Origin of the sequence: Streptomyces sp. NPDC059743 (assembly GCF_042732975.1) — a bacterium.
Lineage (GTDB): Bacteria > Actinomycetota > Actinomycetes > Streptomycetales > Streptomycetaceae > Streptomyces.
In genome coordinates this window covers 191538-207610 of record NZ_JBHWGS010000012.1, presented here as the reverse complement: position 1 = coordinate 207610, position 16073 = coordinate 191538, and the positions used below count along the sequence as shown (strand labels likewise).

The following is a 16073-nucleotide window of genomic DNA, read 5'->3' as shown; positions in this document are numbered from 1 at the left end:
CGGCGCAGTGGTAGGCCGCTCCGGGCAGCAGAGAGCCCCGGCACCCTCCACGGGTGCCGGGGCTCTCTGCTGGGCTGGTTATCCGCCGGAGGGGCCGCCGAAGAAGCCTCCGCCGTTGTTGCCGCCGTTGCCCTGGTTGCCGCCCACAGTGGTCAAGGTGACGGTGTCTCCCTTGTTGACCTCCTGGCCGGGCTGGGGGTTGCTTCCCGTCACGAAGGCGTTCGGGTCGTTCGGCTGATTCTGTTCGACCGCGACGTTGAGGCCCAAGCCCTGGAGACGGCCCTGCACCTCTCCGAGTCGCTTGCCGAAGATGTCACCGGGGATCTGTACCTTCTCCTGCGGCGGGCCCTTGGAGACATCCAGCGTGACCGTGGAGTTCTTGGGCGCCTTGCTGTTCTCTCCCGGGCTCTGCTTGACGACCGTGCCCGCCGGCTCCTGCGAGTCCACGTCGTTGCGCTGGACGGTGAAGCGGAGGCCTTCGAGCTGGGCCTTCGCATTGTCGAACTGCGTGCCGACGACCGGTGGAACCGTCTCCTGGGCCGTCTTCGCGATCTTCAGCGTGACGGTGGAACCCTTCTCGGCCTTCGAGCCGCCCGGCGGGTCCTGCTCCAGGACCGTGTTGGGGTCCTCGTCCGACTCGACCTGCTCGGTTACGACGTTGAAGTTGTCGTCCTCCAGTATGGAGGTGGCGTTGTCGACGTCCTTCTGGGTGACGTCGGGGACCTTGACCTGCGGTGAGCCCGCCGAGACGACGACCTGGATGGTCTCGCCCTGGTCCATCTTGCCGTTCGCCGGGTTCTGGCTGCAGATGGAGCCCTTGGGCACCTCGCACCGCTCCGAGCCGGACTGGGCGACCTTCACGCTCGCGTTGCTCGCGAGCGTCTCGGCCTCCTGGAGCGTCTTGCCGACGAGCTGCGGGACCGTCACCTGGGTGGTGCCGCCGTCGCCACCGAAGAACGCCTTGCCGATCAGTATCGCGCCGATCAGCACCAGGACGCCCGCCGTCACCAGCAGTATCGTCGAGGTGTTCGATTTCTTCTGACGGCGCCGGTCCGGGCGGTCGTCGTACCCGCCGCCGTATCCGCCGGCGTCCGGACTCATCGGCGGCAGCATCGTCGTCTGGCCGGCCGGGTCGTTCTGGCGCAGCGCGGTCGTCTGCTGGCCGTCATGGCCGCCGTAACCGCCGCCGTAGCCGACCGAGCCCATGGCCGCCGTGGCCGCGACGGGCTGGCCGTCGAGGCAGGCCTCGATGTCGGCGCGCATCTCGTCGGCGGACTGGTAGCGGTAGTCCGGGTCCTTGACGAGCGCCTTGAGCACGATCGCGTCCATCTCGGGCGTGATCTCGGGATCGAAGACGCTGGGCGTCTGAGGCTCTTCCCGTACGTGCTGATAGGCGACGGCGACCGGCGAGTCGCCGATGAAGGGCGGCCGGACCGTCAGCAGCTCGTAGAGCAGACAGCCGGTGGAGTACAGGTCGGAGCGCGCGTCGACCTGCTCGCCCTTGGCCTGCTCGGGCGAGAGGTACTGGGCGGTGCCGATGACGGCGGAGGTCTGGGTCATCGTCATACCGGAGTCGCCCATGGCGCGGGCGATACCGAAGTCCATCACCTTGACCTGGCCGGTACGCGTCAGCATGACGTTGGCCGGCTTGATGTCGCGGTGGACGATCCCGTTGCGGTGCGAGTACTCCAGCGCCTGGAGGATGCCGATGGTCATCTCCAGCGTGCGCTCGGGCAGCAGTCTCCGTCCGGAGTGCAGCAGCTCGCGCAGCGTCGAACCGTCGACGTACTCCATCACGATGTACGGGATGGAGACCCCGTCGACGTAATCCTCACCGGTGTCGTAGACCGCGACGATCGCCGGGTGGTTGAGCGAGGCGGCCGACTGGGCCTCTCGGCGGAACCGGGCCTGGAAGGACGGGTCGCGGGCGAGATCGGCCCGGAGCGTCTTCACGGCGACGGTGCGGCCGAGCCGGGTGTCATGCGCGAGGTAGACCTCAGCCATGCCACCACGGCCGAGCACCGAGCCCAGCTCGTACCGGCCGCCGAGGCGACGCGGCTCTTCCATAACTGTTCCAGCCCTCTCCGTCAGTCCCGACCGCACCGGTGTGTGGTCCGGCGGTGTGCTGTTCGCGCCTACGCTACCGGGCACGCCGTATGCGATTGACCCATAGCGGTGACCTGATATACGACCGGTATCGCAAAGTGCGTCTACGGACGTGAGGCGTGACCGGCATCACTTCCTGCTGTCGATGACCGCCTTCATCACAGCCCTGGCGATGGGGGCCGCGAGACCGCCGCCGGAGATGTCGTCCCGGCTGGCCTTGCTGTCCTCCACGACGACCGCGACGGCGACGGGCGAGCCGCTGTCCGTCTTGGCGTACGAGATGAACCACGCGTACGGGTTCTTGCTGTTGTTCTCGCCGTGCTGCGCGGTACCGGTCTTGCCACCGACCGTCACATTCGGAATCTGGGCGTTCTTTCCGGTGCCGTCGTTGACGACCGTCTCCATCATGGTCTGGAGCATCTGCGCGTGCTCCTGGGTGAGGGGACGGCTCATCTCCTCGGGCTCGGTCTTGCTGAGCACGTCCAGGTTCGGGGCGCGCAGCTGGTCGATCATGTACGGCTTCATCAGCTTGCCGTCATTGGCGACCGCGGCGGCGACCATGGCCATCTGGAGCGGTGTGGCCCGGGTGTCGAACTGGCCGATGGAGGAGAGCGCGGTCTGTGACTCGTTCATCTCCTCGGGGAAGAACGAGGCGTTGGAGCGGACCGGAATGAACTGCTCGGCGTTGAATCCGAACTTCTTCGCGGTCTCCAGCATCTTGTCCTTGCCGATGTTGAAGCCGAGCTTGCCGAAGACCGTGTTGCAGGAGTACCGCAGCGCATCCCGGAGAGTGGCGTCCTTGCACGGGATGTTGCCCTCGTTCGGCAGCGGCGTGGTCGTCCCCGGCATGATCCACGGGAGCGGCGTGTCCGTCGGCTCGTCGATGTCCGTGACCTTGCCGTGCTCCAGGGCGGCGGCGGCGGTGACCACCTTGAACGTGGAGCCGGGCGGGTAGGTCTCGCGCAGCGCGCGGTTCTGCATCGGGTCGTCGGGGTTGTTCTTCTTGTCGAGGGCGACCCAGGCCTCTGTGTCCTTGTCGCTGTTGCCCGCGAACTTGGAAGGGTCGTAGCTCGGCGTGGAGGCCAGCGCCAGGATCTTGCCCGTCTGCGGGTCGATGGCCGCCACGGCGCCCTTGGCGTCCCCGAGGCCCTTGTAGGCGGCCTTCTGGGCGGCGCCGCTGAGGGTGGTGACGACATCACCGCCCTTCTTCTTCTTGCCCGTGAACATGGCCATGGTGCGGTCGAAGAAGAGCCGTTCGTCGTTGCCGGTGAGTATGCCGTCCTCGAGCTTCTCGATCTGGTTGGCGTCGAAGGCCTGGGAGGCATAACCGGTGACGGGTGCCCACATGGGACCGTCGACATAGGTGCGCTTGTAGGCGAAGTCGCTGTCGTCCGTCTTGACGGAGCCGGTGATGGCCTTGCCGTCGACGATGATGTTGCCGCGCTCGTTGCTGTAGCGCTCGATGAGCACACGGCGGTTGTACTTGTGCGAGTTCAGCTCGTCCGCGCGGACGTACTGGAGCCAGTTGTCCCGGATCAGCAGGGCGAGGATGAGAAGCCCGCAGAAGATCGCGATGCGTCGCAGGGGCTTGTTCACGGTCGGACCACCTGGGTCATCTCGGCGTCGGGTGACGGGGCGGGGGCCGGCGCGGGCCGGCGCGCGGTGTCGCTGATACGGATCAGGATCCCGATCAGCGCCCAGTTGGCGAGCACGGAGGAGCCGCCGGCCGCCAGGAACGGCATGGTCATACCGGTCAGCGGGATGAGCCCCATCACACCGCCGGCGACGACGAAGACCTGGATGGCGAAGGCGCCGGAGAGACCGACGGCGAGCAGCTTGCCGAACGGATCGCGGGCGGCGAGCGCCGTGCGGACGCCGCGCTCCACGACCAGGCCGTAGATCAGCAGGACGGCCATCACTCCGGCGAGGCCGAGTTCCTCGCCGACGGTGGCGAGGATGAAGTCCGAGTTGGCGGCGAAGCCGATGAGGTCGGAGTGGCCTTGGCCGAGTCCGGTGCCCAGTGTGCCGCCGGAGCCGAAGGCCATCAGGGACTTGGCGATCTGCTCGCTCGCGGCGATCTTGCCGTAGCCGTCGAACGGGTCGAGCCAGGCGGTGACGCGCTGCTGGACGTGCGGTTCGAAGGAGGCCACGCCGACGGCGCCGACGCCGGACATCAGCAGACCGAAGACGATCCAGCTCGTCCGCTCGGTGGCGACGTACAGCATGACGACGAACATGCCGAAGAAGAGCAGCGAGGTGCCGAGGTCGGTCTCGAAGACCAGGATCAGGATGGAGACGCCCCAGACGACCAGGATCGGTCCGAGGTCACGGCCGCGAGGCAGGTACAGGCCCATGAAGCGGCGGCTGGCGAGCGCCAGGGCGTCCCGCTTCACCATCAGATAGCCCGAGAAGAAGATCGCGATGATGATCTTCGCGAACTCACCCGGCTGGATGGTGCCGAAGCCGGGGATGGTGATCCAGATCTTGGCGCCGTACACGCCGGGGAAGAACATCGGCAGGATCAGCAGGACCAGCGAGACCACCATGGAGATGTAGGTGTAGCGCTGGAGGATGCGATGGTCCTTGAGAAGGACCAGTACGGCTGCGAAAAGGGCGACACCGATCGCGGAGAACAGCAGCTGCTTGGTGGCGGCCGGTGCGAAGGTGTCCAGGGCCTGGAACCGTTCCGACTTGTCCAGCCGCCAGATCAGCACCAGCCCGAGCCCGTTGAGCAGCGTGGCCAGCGGCAGCAGCAGCGGATCGGCGTACGGAGCGAACTTGCGCACCGCGAGATGGGCGATCCCGGCGAGCAGGGCGACGCCGAAGCCGTAGCCGAGCATCCCGGCCGGTACCTTGCCGTCGAGGGCGAGCCCCACGTTCAGATACGCGAACACCGGGATGACGACGGCGAAGGCGAGCAGCCCGAGCTCGGTGTTGCGGCGGCTCGGTGCTTCGATCGCGCCGATGGTGGTCGTATTGGTGACAACGCTCATGGTGGTGAAAGGCCCCCTACGGCCGGCTACTGCTGCTTCCCGCAGTTCGAGGCCACTTTCTGCTCCTCCTCCGAGAGGCTGGGGCCTGGAGTGGGAGTCGCGGCTTTCGGCTTGATGGTGGTGGTCCGGCCGGAGGTGTTCGTACCGGTCGTGCCGCCGGCCTGGCCTTCGCCGGTGACCACAGCGGCCTCGCGGTCGGCCTGACGGCGCTGCTCGTCCTTCTTGCAGGCCGACGCCTGGGTGGCGAGTTCCTGGATCTTGTCACGCCCGTTGGCCAGGCTGCCTTCGGCGATGGTCTCCTCGACCTGCTTGCGCTGGTAGGGCGGGAGGTACTTGAGTTCGATCTCGGGGTGGTCCTTCTCGATCTCCGAGAGGGAGAGCCAGGCCAGATCCTGGCTGATGCCCCGGTAGAGCGCGACATGCTCGGCGTTGGCGCCCACGTAGTACTGGGTCTGTGTCCAGCGGTAGCCGCCGTAGAGCCCGCCGCCGACGACGGCCAGCGCGAGCACGGAGTAGAAGGATCTCTTGAGCCACTTGCGGCCACCGCGCGGCTTGACGAAGTCCTCGTCGCTGTACGCGCCGAAGCCGCCCTCGGGAGGCATGCCTCCGTAGCCGGCGTCCTGGCCGCTGCCGGGCGGGCCGAAGCCGCCGCCCGCGGGCTGGGGCGGTACGGAGCGGCCGAGACCGGCGGCGCGGCCCGCGGGCGTCTGCATCGCGGCGGCGTTCTCCGCGGAGTTCAGCGGGAGCTGGTTCTCGGCGACCGCGCCGACGACGACCGGAGTGTCGTTGAGCTGCCCGGCCAGGGTGTCGTTGGACTCGACGTCCAGGACGTCGGCCACGATGCAGGTGATGTTGTCGGGGCCGCCGCCGCGCAGCGCGAGCTGGATGAGGGCCTGTACGGTCTCCTGCGGGCCCTGGTAGCTCGCGAGGGTCTCCTCCATGGTCTGGTGGGAGACAACGCCGGAGAGGCCGTCCGAGCAGATCAGATAGCGGTCGCCGGCGCGGACCTCGCGGATGGAGAGATCCGGCTCGACATGGTCGCCGCTGCCCAGCGCGCGCATCAGCAGCGAGCGCTGCGGATGGGTGGTGGCCTCTTCCTCGGTGATCCGGCCCTCGTCCACCAGCCGCTGGACCCAGGTGTGGTCCTGGGTGATCTGCGTCAGGACGCCGTCGCGCAGCAGATAGGCGCGGGAGTCGCCGACATGGACCAGACCGAGCCGCTGGCCGGTCCACAGGAGAGCGGTGAGCGTCGTCCCCATGCCTTCGAGCTGGGGATCCTCCTCGACCATCACCCGGAGCTGGTCGTTGGCGCGCTGCACCGCAGTGCCGAGCGAGGTGAGGATGTCGGAGCCGGGCACGTCGTCGTCTAGCTGGACGAGCGTCGAGATCACCTCGGAGGACGCGACCTCACCGGCGGCCTGGCCGCCCATGCCGTCGGCGATGGCAAGCAGCCGGGGTCCGGCATAGCCGGAGTCCTCGTTGCCCTCCCGGATCATGCCCTTGTGCGATCCGGCGGCGAAGCGCAGAGACAGACTCATGCGCACCTCGCCCGTCGGCTCGCCGGTCGACTGTCGCGCCAGCCGGTCTCGAGCCACACTGCCCACCCTCCGGTCGGGAGCCTGCTCCGGTCCGCTGTCCGGACCGCCGCGGCTCGCTCGCTCCGCTCGCTCATTGTCGTACTACTTCCGCAGCTCGATGACGGTCTTGCCGATGCGGATAGGAGCGCCCAGCGCGATCGGTGTCGGTGTCGTGAGCCGGGTCCGGTCGAGATACGTGCCGTTGGTGGATCCGAGGTCCTCGACGATCCACTGGCCGTCGCGGTCCGGGTAGATCCTGGCATGCCTGCTGGACGCGTAGTCGTCGTCCAGCACGATCGTCGAGTCGTGCGCGCGGCCCAGGGTGATGGTCTGCCCCTGGAGAGCCACCGTGGTGCCGGTGAGGCTGCCCTCGGAGACGACCAGCTTGGTGGGCGCGCCGCGGCGCTGCCTGCCTCCCTGCTGCTGGCGCTGCTGAGGCGGCGCCGCCGGCTGGCGGGCCTGCTGCGGGCGGGCGTCGCCGCTGCGGCGTGAGCCGCGCTGTGTGACGCGTGTGCCGAACAGATCACTGCGGATGACCTGGACGGCCACGATCACGAACAGCCACAGAACGGCCAGAAAACCTAGCCGCATGACCGTCAGGGTCAGCTCTGACATTGCCCCCGCTTCACCCTTCGGCTTGCCTGTAAACGATGGTGGTGTTGCCCACGACGATCCGCGAGCCGTCGCGGAGCGTAGCGCGGGTGGTGTGCTGTCCGTCTACCACGATGCCGTTGGTGGACCCGAGGTCCTGGATCGTCGAGGGCGTACCGGTCCGGATCTCGCAGTGCCGACGGGAGACGCCCGGATCGTCGATCCGGACGTCGGCGTCGGTGCTGCGGCCCAGCACGAGTGTGGCGCGGGAGATCTGATGGCGTGTGCCGTTGATCTCGATCCAGCGGCGTACCTGACCGTGCGGCGGCGCGCCGGGACCGGCCGCGGGAGCGCGGCCCGCGGCGGGCGCGTGGCCGCCGGGCGGCGGCGCGGCCGGCATCGGAGGTGCGGCGGTGGGCGGATAGCCGTAGCCGCCGGGGGCGCGGCCCGGAGAAGCGGCGGGCGCGGCGGAGCCGGCGTAACCGACAGGTCCGCCGAGCGGGCCCGGTCCCGGTCCGCCCGGCGCGCCGCCGGGCGGCTGCGACTGTGACGTACTCGACGCCAGCGTACGGCTGCGCACCCGGTACAGACCGGTGTCGAGATCCTCGGCCTTCTCCAGATGGACCTTGATCGGGCCCATGAAGGTGTAGCGCTGCTGCTTCGCGTAGTCGCGGACCAGCCCGGACAGTTCGTCACCGAGCTGTCCTGAGTAGGGACTGAGGCGCTCGTAGTCGGGCGCGCTCAGCTCCACGATGAAGTCATTGGGGACGACCGTCCGTTCACGGTTCCAGATCGTCGCGTTGTTGTCGCACTCGCGCTGGAGGGCACCCGCGATCTCGACGGGCTGGACCTCGGACTTGAACACCTTCGCGAAGGTGCCGTTGACCAAACCTTCGAGACGCTGTTCGAAACGCTTCATGACTCCCATGGGGCACCTCCTCCGTCGTTGCCGTCCTGGTACTGCTTACTGATCGTATCCACGCGTCGGGAAATCGGCTGGTTCCCCTTGTCTGCCCCGTCGATGAGTGTCACCTCTCACACGGATCGTAGAGGCGGCCTCATGACAGTGTCCCGCACCCCGGGTGCTCTCAGGAGGAGTGGGGGCCGACCGCTGTTCGTTCCTTGTTCCAGGGCCGCGATTCCGCCGACAAACGGATGTGAAGCCACCCTCTCCACCGTGCTAATCTTCTCGATGTCGCCAGGAGCGCACACCAGCAGGTGAGGCACCGGACGGCACACCCAATGCGCGGGTGGCGGAATAGGCAGACGCGCTGGATTCAGGTTCCAGTGCCCGAAAGGGCGTGGGGGTTCAACTCCCCCCTCGCGCACCACAGAACCCCCGCTCCGGATCTCTCCGGAGCGGGGGTTCTTCGTTGTCCGGTCTGCCTGACGGGCCGGGCTCGACGGGCCGGGACTCCCCGGGGGCGGGCGGCTCCCGGGGAGCCCGTCGAGTCGGCCCGTCAGCAGGGCTCCCGTCGCCGGGCTTCCGTCGGGCCGGGCTCAGGCGGCGTGGCGGGCGGCGAGGGCCTTGGCCTTCTGGGTGGCCTCCTCGGTGGCCTTGGCGCGGGACGCCTCGGCGAGCGGGACCAGTTCGGCCATCTCCGGCTTGGAGGGCGCGAGAGTCAGCTCCGGGACGATGAAGTCGATCTCGGTGGCGCCGAACATTCCGGTCAGCACCTTCTCCAGATAGTTCTGGACGAACTCGAAGCCTTCGCGCGGAGTGCCGGGAGCGTACGAGCCGCCGCGGCTGGCGACGATCGTGAACGGCGTGTCGGCCACCGTGCTGTCGGGGCCCGCGTTGTGGCCGACGATGATCACCTGGTCCAGCCAGGCCTTCAGCGTGGACGGGATCGTGAAGTTGTACATCGGCGCGCCGATGAGGACGGCGTCCGCCTCCGCCAGCTCGGCGGCGAGTTCGGCGCGCAGGGTGTCCTCCGCGCCCGCGGACACGGCGGCTATGTCCAGGTGCGGCAGCGGAGTGGCGGCCAGATCGCGGTAGACGACCTTGCCCTCCGGGTGCTGCTCCAGCCAGGACTTGACGAAGGTGGCCGTGAGGTCGCGCGAAGCGGAGCCTTCCGGGAAGACGGCGGAGTCGATGTGCAGAAGCGTGGCCATGACGTTCTCCATGAGGGGTGGCGTGCCATACGAATGAGTAGCGACGGAAGTTCCGTTCGCACCTATGGATAACATAGTCGCTTACTTTTTTTCATCCCGTCTCGGAAAACCAGTACTCTGTGCGTATGGCGGACCACAGCGCGGACGAGTGCAAGAAGGTCGACGTGAGCATCACGCGTGTCTTCGAGCTCCTCGGCAAGCGGTGGTCGGGCCCGATCATCTCCGTGCTCATGCAGCGCGCGATCTACTTCGCGGAGCTGCGGCGGGCGATCCCGGGCATCAGCGAGCGGATGCTCTCGGACCGGCTGACGGAGCTGGGCGCGGCGGGACTGGTCGTACGTGAGGTGGACGAAGGGCCGCCGCTGCGGGTCGCGTACCGGCTGACGGACGCGGGCGCGGCGATGGAGCCGGCGCTGAAGGAGCTGCGGCTGTGGGCCGAGTCCAATCTGCGGGAGCGGTCCGGAGACAGAGGGGACATCGGGGGCGGCTGCTAGGTCCTGTCCGGTGTCAGGTCGCGGTCCGGGCTTCCCGTCGGCGCGCGGTCCGGCTCACTGGTCTTTTGGGTACGGCGGTACCGTCATGTGCGTTTGATCTCACATGAGTACGGGGGAGGCGGCACGCCATGGTCGATGTGGGCGGTGTCGAGTCGGCGAGGGCTTCCGGGAACGGTTTCGGGAGCGGGCGTACTCCGGTGGTGCGCATTCCGGCGGTGCCTGGCTTCGCGACGCGTACGGCCATGGCGGACGGCGAGAGGGCCGACGGAGCGCGGACGCCCAAGGAGCTTGGCAGGTCGCTGCGGGCCCGGGTGCCGCGGTCCTCGCACGACTCCGTCGTGTTCGCGGCGGCGCGGCCCGACGCGGTCCGTGCCGTCGAGGAGTCGAGCCGCGGCCGGGTGCCCGAGCTGGCGCCGCTCCGGGTCGGCCGGATGGCTGCCACGCCCTTCGCCTTTCTGCGCGGTGCCGCCGGACTGATGGCCCAGGATCTGGTGGGCACGCCGGTCACCGGCGTCGGCGCGCAGATCTGCGGTGACGCGCACGCGGCCAACTTCGGGCTGTACGGCGACGCGCGCGGCCGGCTCGTCATCGATCTCAACGACTTCGACGAGACCGTGTTCGGTCCCTGGGAGTGGGACGTCAAGCGGCTCGCCACCTCACTGGTGCTGGCCGGCCGTGCGGCGGGCGCGGACGAGGACACCTGCCGCAGCGCCGCGTACGACACGGTCGGTGCCTACCGGCGCACGATGCGGCTGCTGGCCAAGCTCCCGGCGCTCGACGCGTGGAACGCGATCGCCGACGAGGAACTCGTCTCGCACGCGGACGCGCGCGATCTGGCCGGCACGCTGGAGCGTGTCTCGCAGAAGGCGCGGAACAACACGAGCGCGCGGTTCGCGGCCAGGTCGACCGAGGTGGTGCCCGACGACAGCGGGACCGTCGGCGCCGGCTCGCCGAGGAGGTTTGTCGACGCGCCGCCCGTACTGCGGCGGGTGTCCGACGAGGAGGCCTCGGCGGTGGCCGCCTCGCTGGAGGAGTATCTCGGCACGCTGCCGGAGGACCGGCTGCCGCTGCTCGCGCGGTACGCGATCCACGATGTGGCGTTCCGGGTGGTCGGCACCGGCAGCGTCGGGACACATTCGTATGTGGTGCTGCTGCTCGACCACCGCGGCGAGCCGCTCGTGCTCCAGGTGAAGGAGGCACGGCCCTCTGCCCTGCTGCCGCATCTGGCGGTCGTCGGCTTCCAGGCGCCGGAGGTGGCGCACGAAGGGCGCCGGGTGGTGCTCGGACAGAAGCGGATGCAGGTGGTGAGCGACAATCTGCTGGGCTGGACGACCGTACGGGACAGGCCTTTCCAGGTACGGCAGTTCAGAAACCGCAAGGGAAGCGTCGATCCGGCGGCGCTGCCGGCCGACCAGATGGACGATTACGGCCGGATGACCGGTGCGCTGCTGGCCAGGGCCCATGCGCACAGCGTGGACCCGCGGCTGATCGCCGCCTACTGCGGCAAGAACGAGGAGCTGGACGCGGCGGTGGCGGCCTTCGCCGTGGCGTACGCGGACCGTACGGAGGCGGACCACGCCGACCTGCTGGCGGCCATCAGGAACGGACGAATAGCCGCCGAGCCGGGCGTGTGACGGCCGGGTACGGAGCGGAGGCCCGGCGGATCGCCCGTACGCTGGTCGGGTGATGCGGGACACCTCTGGGGAGCCGACGATCCGTAACGACGACGAACGGGATGTACGAGACGTGCCGGATACGACGGAATCCACGGCGGCGGCGGGCGGAAGTGACGCGGCGCGGCCCGGGCCCGAGGCGGGCGCGGGCATGACGGACGTGGGCGCGGGGACGGATACGGCGGGGTCCGAGGCGGGCCCTGAGGTGGGCCCGGCGGACGCGGACGCTGCGGACGCCACGGATGCCGCGGACGTCGCGGACTCCGCGCGGCCCGAGGCGCGGCTGGAGAGGGCCGTGCGCGCCGCCGAGCAGGCGCTGATCGAGTTCGAGATCGCCCTGGAGACCTTCCGGATCGAGGTGGAGAACTTCTCCCGGCTGCACCACCAGCGGCTCGGTCCCATGTACGCCCGGCTGGACGAGCTGGACGCGATGATCGCCGAGGCCCGTGCCGCCAGGACCGGCGATCCCGAGGATCTGCGCAAGGCGCGGGAGGCCCGCGCGATGGTGCAGCCGATGCCGGGCGTCGAGGAACTGTTCCACGACTGGATCGACTCCGACGGTCTGTCGGCCGAGGCGGCGGCGATGCTGACCGAACAGCCCGTACGGCCTCCCAAGCGCGTCCGGCCGAGCGACGAGGCCCGCAAGCTCTACCGCGATCTGGTGCGCAAGGCTCATCCGGATCTCGCGCGGGACGACAACGAGCGCGCCCGCCGTGAGGAGTTCCTCACACGCGTGAACGCCGCATACGGGCGCGGCGACGAGCCGCTGCTGCGCGAGCTGGTCGAGGAGTGGGCGGCGGGACCCGCGCCGAAGGCACCGCCGCTGAGCGAGAGCGAGGAGCTCTACGCCCGGCTGGAGTGGCTGTCGCAGCGGAAGGAAATGCTGACGCTGGTCGCCAAGGAGCTGGAGGAGAGCGCGATCGGCGCGATGCTCAGGATGGCGCCCGAGGACCCGGACCGGCTGCTGGAGGAGATCGCCGAGCAGCTGCTCGCGGAGGTCTCCGGGCGTGAGACGGAACTCGCCAGGCTGGTGCAGTAGGTTTTTCGGAGGCCCACGGGCCGTGGCGCACGGACTGCTGCTCATGGCTCACGGACCTGGTCCTCGTCCCGGCCCCCGTCCCCGTCCCGTACGAGAGAAGGCACCATCCATGAATTTCGCCTCACTGCCCTCGGTCGATGTCGCGGCGGTCCCGTCCGACGGACTGGTGCTGGACGTCCGGGAGGACGACGAGTGGGCGGCCGGTCATGTCGAGGGCGCGCTGCATGTGCCGATGAGTGACTTCGTGGCGCGCTTCGGCGAGGTGACCGAGGCGGTGGCCGAGGGCCGGAAGGCTTATGTGATGTGCCGGGTCGGCGGGCGCTCCGCGCAGGTCACCCAGTATCTGGTGCAGCAGGGCGTCGACGCGGTGAATGTGGACGGCGGGATGCTCGCCTGGGACGGCGCCGGGCGTCCGATGGTCACCGACAACGGCACTCCGGCGTTCGTGCTCTGAGACCGGGCGAGTGGCCGACTTTGTATCCGGCTTCGTCCCGGCCGGGTACGCGGTGGACCTGGCCGGCGAGCCGCCGAGGAAACCCGTTCGAGACCTGAGCCGCGGGCCAGGACCGTAGGGTGTCAACCCGGTGGGTGACTGAGCGGGTGCCGGCGGGATCGGGGCGGGATGGATTCGTACGACGACAAGGGCGGGTCGGCCTGGCAGCCGCCCGGCGCCGGGATAACCGGACGGCCGTCCGCCGCCGGGACGGCCGCGCAGCCGCCCGCCGCCGGGATGGCCGGCCTCTCCTTTCCCGGCCAGTTGACGGCGGTCGCGGTGCTCGTGATCGTCGGACTGCTGGCCTGCACCCATCTGGCCATGGTCTTTCTGCATGTCGCTCCGTCCAACACGATCACCAAGCAGTACGGCAAGGCCGTCGACGCGTGGGTCTATCCCGAGTTCGAGCAGAACTGGAAGCTCTTCGCGCCCAATCCGCTCCAGCAGAACGTCGCCGTCCAGGTGCGGGCGGAGGTCGCGAAAGGCGACGGCTCGCGGACGACCACCGGCTGGATCGATCTCTCCGCCGAGGACGGCGCGGCGATACGCGGCAATCCTCTTCCCAGCCATGTCGAGCAGAACGAACTGCGCCGCGGCTGGGACTTCTTCGTCGGATCGCACGACGACAAGAACCGTCCCAACGGGCTGCGCGGACAGCTCTCCGAGAGCTATGTCCGCCGTATCGTGATGCTGCGTCTTGAGGACCACGACCTGGGCGGTTCGGTGGAACGCATCCAGCTCAGGTCGGCCGCGAGCGCGGTGGCCGCGCCCGGGTGGAGCACCGAGAAGATCAATACGCGACCGGTCTACCGGCTCTATCCGTGGTGGACGGTGAACGCCACCGATCTGCCCGAGGGCGTACGCAACGGCCGTACGGAGGCGGGCCGGTGAGCGAGCGTCTTCCAGCGAGCGAGCCTCTTGACGAGCAGCCGGGCGCGCGTCTCAACGAGCAGCCGGGCGCGCGAACGGCGAACAGGCCTCTGTTCGCCGCCGAGAGACGGGTCGGCCGCGCCGTCCAGCGCGTCACTGCCACCGCTCTCGGTCCGTACCAGAGCGCGGTCGTCCGGATCGGGTTCGCCGGTACCTGGCTGCTCTTCCTGCTGTGGGAACTGCCCAACCGGCGCGAGCTGTACGGTCCCGACGGCCCGTGGAGCTGGGACATGGCCCAGCAGCTCATCGCGCGTAACGGCGCCTTCACCGGGCTGATGTGGTCGGACAGCACGGTGTGGTTCGAGATCGTCTTCGCTGTCGCCGTGCTGTCCAGCGCGCTGCTGCTGGTCGGCTGGCGCACCCGCACCATGTCCGTGCTCTTCATGTTCGGTGTGCTGTCGCTCCAGAACCGCAGCATCTTCATGGGCGACGGCGGCGACAATGTCATCCATCTGATGGCGATCTATCTCGTACTGACCCGCTGCGGTCAGGTCTGGTCGCTGGACGCCAGGCGCGCGGCGCGTACGACGGCCCGGCGCGGGGCAGGGCACGAGCCCGGGATCCTGGGCGCCCGGGACCGGGTCGGGCCGCTTCTCTGGGGCTGCCTCGGAGTGGTCCTGATCTTCGGCACGCTGACGGCGGCGACGGGCCGGGTCCAGGGCGACTCATGGCTGCTGGTCCTCTTCTGGGGCGTGTGGATCGCACAGGTCGTGTGGTGGGCGGTGAATCTCCACGCGCCGAACGGCCAGCCGCGCGCCCTGCTGGACGTCCTCGCCAACCTCGTCCACAACGCCGCCCTCGTCGTGATCATGGCCGAGGTCTGTCTCGTCTACGCCACGGCCGGCTGGTACAAGATCCAGGGCTCGCGCTGGCAGGACGGCACCGCGCTCTACTACCCGCTCAAGCTGCACTACTTCGCTCCCTGGCCGGAGCTCTCCGGACTGCTCGCGTCCAGCGGTGTGATGGTGATGCTGCTGACCTACGGCACGGTCATCGTGCAGGTCGCCTTCCCGTTCGCGCTCTTCAACCGGCGCGTCAAAAATGTGCTGCTGGTCGCGATGATGCTGGAGCACGCGGGCATCGCCCTACTGCTGGGACTGCCGTTCTTCTCGCTGGCGATGATCGCCGCCGACGCGGTGTTCCTGCCGACGAACTTCCTGCGCTGGCTCGGCGGCCGGATCACCGGGCTGTGGCACCGGCTGTTCGCCCGGGACCGGAAGCGCCTGCCGGAGCAACGACGCGACAGCCCGGAGCAGACCCGTACTCTCGTCGGGTGAGCAGTGAGACAACGGCGGAGGCCGATCGGGCCACGGCGGCGGGCCATGAGGCCATGACGACGGGCCGAGGGACACTGGCCGAGGCGCGAGAGCCCGTTCAGTACGAGGCGCTGGAGCCCGTTCAGTACGACGAGGGCTTCGGGCCGGAGATCGGCGTCGGGCCGCACCCAGGGCCCTGGCCGCAGGGCGAGCGCTACGATCCGGAGCTGCTGGCGGCCGGAGATCGGCGCAATGTCGTCGACCGCTACCGGTACTGGACGCGCGAGGCGGTCGTCGCCGATCTCGACACCCGGCGCCATGACTTCCATGTGGCGGTGGAGAACTGGACCCATGACTTCAACATCGGCTCCGTGGTCCGTACCGCCAACGCCTTCCTCGCCAAGGAGATCCATATCGTCGGGCGGCGGCGCTGGAACCGGCGCGGTGCGATGGTCACCGACCGGTACCAGCATGTGCGCCATCACTCCGGCGCCGCCGAGCTGACGGCGTGGGCGGCGGCCGAAGGACTGCCGATCATCGGGATCGACAATCTGCCGGGATCCGTCCCGCTGGAGCGGACCGAGCTGCCTCGCCGCTGTGTGCTGCTCTTCGGCCAGGAGGGCCCAGGTCTGACCGAGGAGGCCCGTGAGCACGCCGCGATGGTGTGCTCGATCGCGCAGTTCGGCTCGACCCGCTCGATCAACGCGGGAGCCGCCGCGGCGATCGCCATGCACGCCTGGATCCAGCGGCACGCCGACATTCCGGACGTCGGCGCGCCGAGCGTCCCCGGACCGCCCGCGCCCTGA

14 protein-coding genes and 1 tRNA gene are annotated in these 16073 nt (G+C 69.1%); 8 read left to right on the top strand and 7 right to left on the bottom strand.

Translation table 11 applies throughout. From position 1 onward, the window contains the following. Positions 1-78: 78 nt before the first annotated feature. The 6 genes from pknB to ACFV6H_RS22530 all read right to left on the bottom strand — a co-directional run bounded on the left by pknB (position 79) and on the right by ACFV6H_RS22530 (position 8195). Complete coding sequence (pknB, locus tag ACFV6H_RS22555; RefSeq protein WP_385544889.1) at positions 79-2067, bottom strand: Stk1 family PASTA domain-containing Ser/Thr kinase; 1989 nt, start codon at positions 2065-2067, stop codon at positions 79-81. Between the two features lie 168 nt (positions 2068-2235). Then, complete coding sequence (locus tag ACFV6H_RS22550; RefSeq protein WP_385544886.1) at positions 2236-3702, bottom strand: peptidoglycan D,D-transpeptidase FtsI family protein; 1467 nt, start codon at positions 3700-3702, stop codon at positions 2236-2238. After that, complete coding sequence (locus tag ACFV6H_RS22545) at positions 3699-5099, bottom strand: FtsW/RodA/SpoVE family cell cycle protein (protein ID WP_384979379.1); 1401 nt, start codon at positions 5097-5099, stop codon at positions 3699-3701. Before ACFV6H_RS22545 ends, ACFV6H_RS22550 begins: the two co-directional genes overlap by 4 nt. 26 nt (positions 5100-5125) lie before the next feature. Further along, positions 5126-6637, bottom strand: coding sequence for a Stp1/IreP family PP2C-type Ser/Thr phosphatase (locus ACFV6H_RS22540; RefSeq protein ID WP_384784447.1), 1512 nt, complete (start codon positions 6635-6637; stop codon positions 5126-5128). 141 nt (positions 6638-6778) lie between these two features. Continuing rightward, positions 6779-7291 carry an FHA domain-containing protein gene (locus ACFV6H_RS22535; RefSeq protein ID WP_093604346.1) on the bottom strand — a complete coding sequence of 171 codons (513 nt, stop codon included), beginning with the start codon at positions 7289-7291 and terminating at the stop codon, positions 6779-6781. A gap of 10 nt (positions 7292-7301) precedes the next feature. Beyond that, positions 7302-8195 (bottom strand): FhaA domain-containing protein, encoded by an 894-nt coding sequence (locus ACFV6H_RS22530; protein ID WP_385544880.1) that lies wholly within the window; start codon positions 8193-8195, stop codon positions 7302-7304. Between the two features lie 316 nt (positions 8196-8511). Between ACFV6H_RS22530 and ACFV6H_RS22525 the strand changes: the two genes are divergently transcribed. Then, positions 8512-8598, top strand: a tRNA-Leu gene (locus tag ACFV6H_RS22525). A gap of 169 nt (positions 8599-8767) precedes the next feature. Here the strand turns inward: ACFV6H_RS22525 and ACFV6H_RS22520 are convergent. Continuing rightward, positions 8768-9382, bottom strand: a complete 615-nt coding sequence (locus ACFV6H_RS22520) for an FMN-dependent NADH-azoreductase (RefSeq protein ID WP_385544877.1) — start codon at positions 9380-9382, stop codon at positions 8768-8770. Between the two features lie 125 nt (positions 9383-9507). Here ACFV6H_RS22520 and ACFV6H_RS22515 point away from each other — a divergent pair, with 125 nt between their 5' ends. The 7 genes from ACFV6H_RS22515 to ACFV6H_RS22485 all read left to right on the top strand — a co-directional run bounded on the left by ACFV6H_RS22515 (position 9508) and on the right by ACFV6H_RS22485 (position 16073). Next, positions 9508-9876: a winged helix-turn-helix transcriptional regulator gene (locus tag ACFV6H_RS22515; RefSeq protein ID WP_384784441.1), complete on the top strand. Its 369-nt coding sequence runs from the start codon at positions 9508-9510 to the stop codon at positions 9874-9876. A 128-nt stretch (positions 9877-10004) separates the two neighbouring features. Beyond that, positions 10005-11510 carry a DUF2252 domain-containing protein gene (locus tag ACFV6H_RS22510; RefSeq protein ID WP_385544873.1) on the top strand — a complete coding sequence of 502 codons (1506 nt, stop codon included), beginning with the start codon at positions 10005-10007 and terminating at the stop codon, positions 11508-11510. A 49-nt stretch (positions 11511-11559) separates the two neighbouring features. Further along, positions 11560-12588, top strand: coding sequence for a J domain-containing protein (locus ACFV6H_RS22505; RefSeq protein WP_385544870.1), 1029 nt, complete (start codon positions 11560-11562; stop codon positions 12586-12588). A gap of 109 nt (positions 12589-12697) precedes the next feature. After that, positions 12698-13042 carry a rhodanese-like domain-containing protein gene (locus ACFV6H_RS22500; protein WP_093603153.1) on the top strand — a complete coding sequence of 115 codons (345 nt, stop codon included), beginning with the start codon at positions 12698-12700 and terminating at the stop codon, positions 13040-13042. Positions 13043-13210: 168 nt separating this feature from the next. Then, positions 13211-13972 (top strand): DUF5819 family protein, encoded by a 762-nt coding sequence (locus tag ACFV6H_RS22495; RefSeq protein WP_385544867.1) that lies wholly within the window; start codon positions 13211-13213, stop codon positions 13970-13972. Beyond that, entirely contained in the window at positions 13969-15288 is a 1320-nt protein-coding gene (locus ACFV6H_RS22490; protein ID WP_385544864.1) for an HTTM domain-containing protein, read from the top strand. Before ACFV6H_RS22495 ends, ACFV6H_RS22490 begins: the two co-directional genes overlap by 4 nt. A gap of 53 nt (positions 15289-15341) precedes the next feature. Then, positions 15342-16073 (top strand): TrmH family RNA methyltransferase, encoded by a 732-nt coding sequence (locus tag ACFV6H_RS22485; RefSeq protein ID WP_385545086.1) that lies wholly within the window; start codon positions 15342-15344, stop codon positions 16071-16073.

Excerpts from the sequence above, each read along its gene's own strand:
- pknB (WP_385544889.1), bottom strand. The coding sequence starts at position 2,067 with ATGGAAGAGCCGCGTCGCCTCGGCGGCCGGTACGAGCTGGGCTCGGTG.
- ACFV6H_RS22545 (WP_384979379.1), bottom strand. The coding sequence starts at position 5,099 with ATGAGCGTTGTCACCAATACGACCACCATCGGCGCGATCGAAGCACCG.
- ACFV6H_RS22540 (WP_384784447.1), bottom strand. The coding sequence starts at position 6,637 with ATGAGTCTGTCTCTGCGCTTCGCCGCCGGATCGCACAAGGGCATGATC.
- ACFV6H_RS22535 (WP_093604346.1), bottom strand. The coding sequence starts at position 7,291 with ATGTCAGAGCTGACCCTGACGGTCATGCGGCTAGGTTTTCTGGCCGTT.
- ACFV6H_RS22530 (WP_385544880.1), bottom strand. The coding sequence starts at position 8,195 with ATGGGAGTCATGAAGCGTTTCGAACAGCGTCTCGAAGGTTTGGTCAAC.
- ACFV6H_RS22520 (WP_385544877.1), bottom strand. The coding sequence starts at position 9,382 with ATGGCCACGCTTCTGCACATCGACTCCGCCGTCTTCCCGGAAGGCTCC.
- ACFV6H_RS22515 (WP_384784441.1), top strand. The coding sequence starts at position 9,508 with ATGGCGGACCACAGCGCGGACGAGTGCAAGAAGGTCGACGTGAGCATC.
- ACFV6H_RS22510 (WP_385544873.1), top strand. The coding sequence starts at position 10,005 with ATGGTCGATGTGGGCGGTGTCGAGTCGGCGAGGGCTTCCGGGAACGGT.
- ACFV6H_RS22500 (WP_093603153.1), top strand. The coding sequence starts at position 12,698 with ATGAATTTCGCCTCACTGCCCTCGGTCGATGTCGCGGCGGTCCCGTCC.
- ACFV6H_RS22495 (WP_385544867.1), top strand. The coding sequence starts at position 13,211 with ATGGATTCGTACGACGACAAGGGCGGGTCGGCCTGGCAGCCGCCCGGC.
- ACFV6H_RS22485 (WP_385545086.1), top strand. The coding sequence starts at position 15,342 with ATGACGACGGGCCGAGGGACACTGGCCGAGGCGCGAGAGCCCGTTCAG.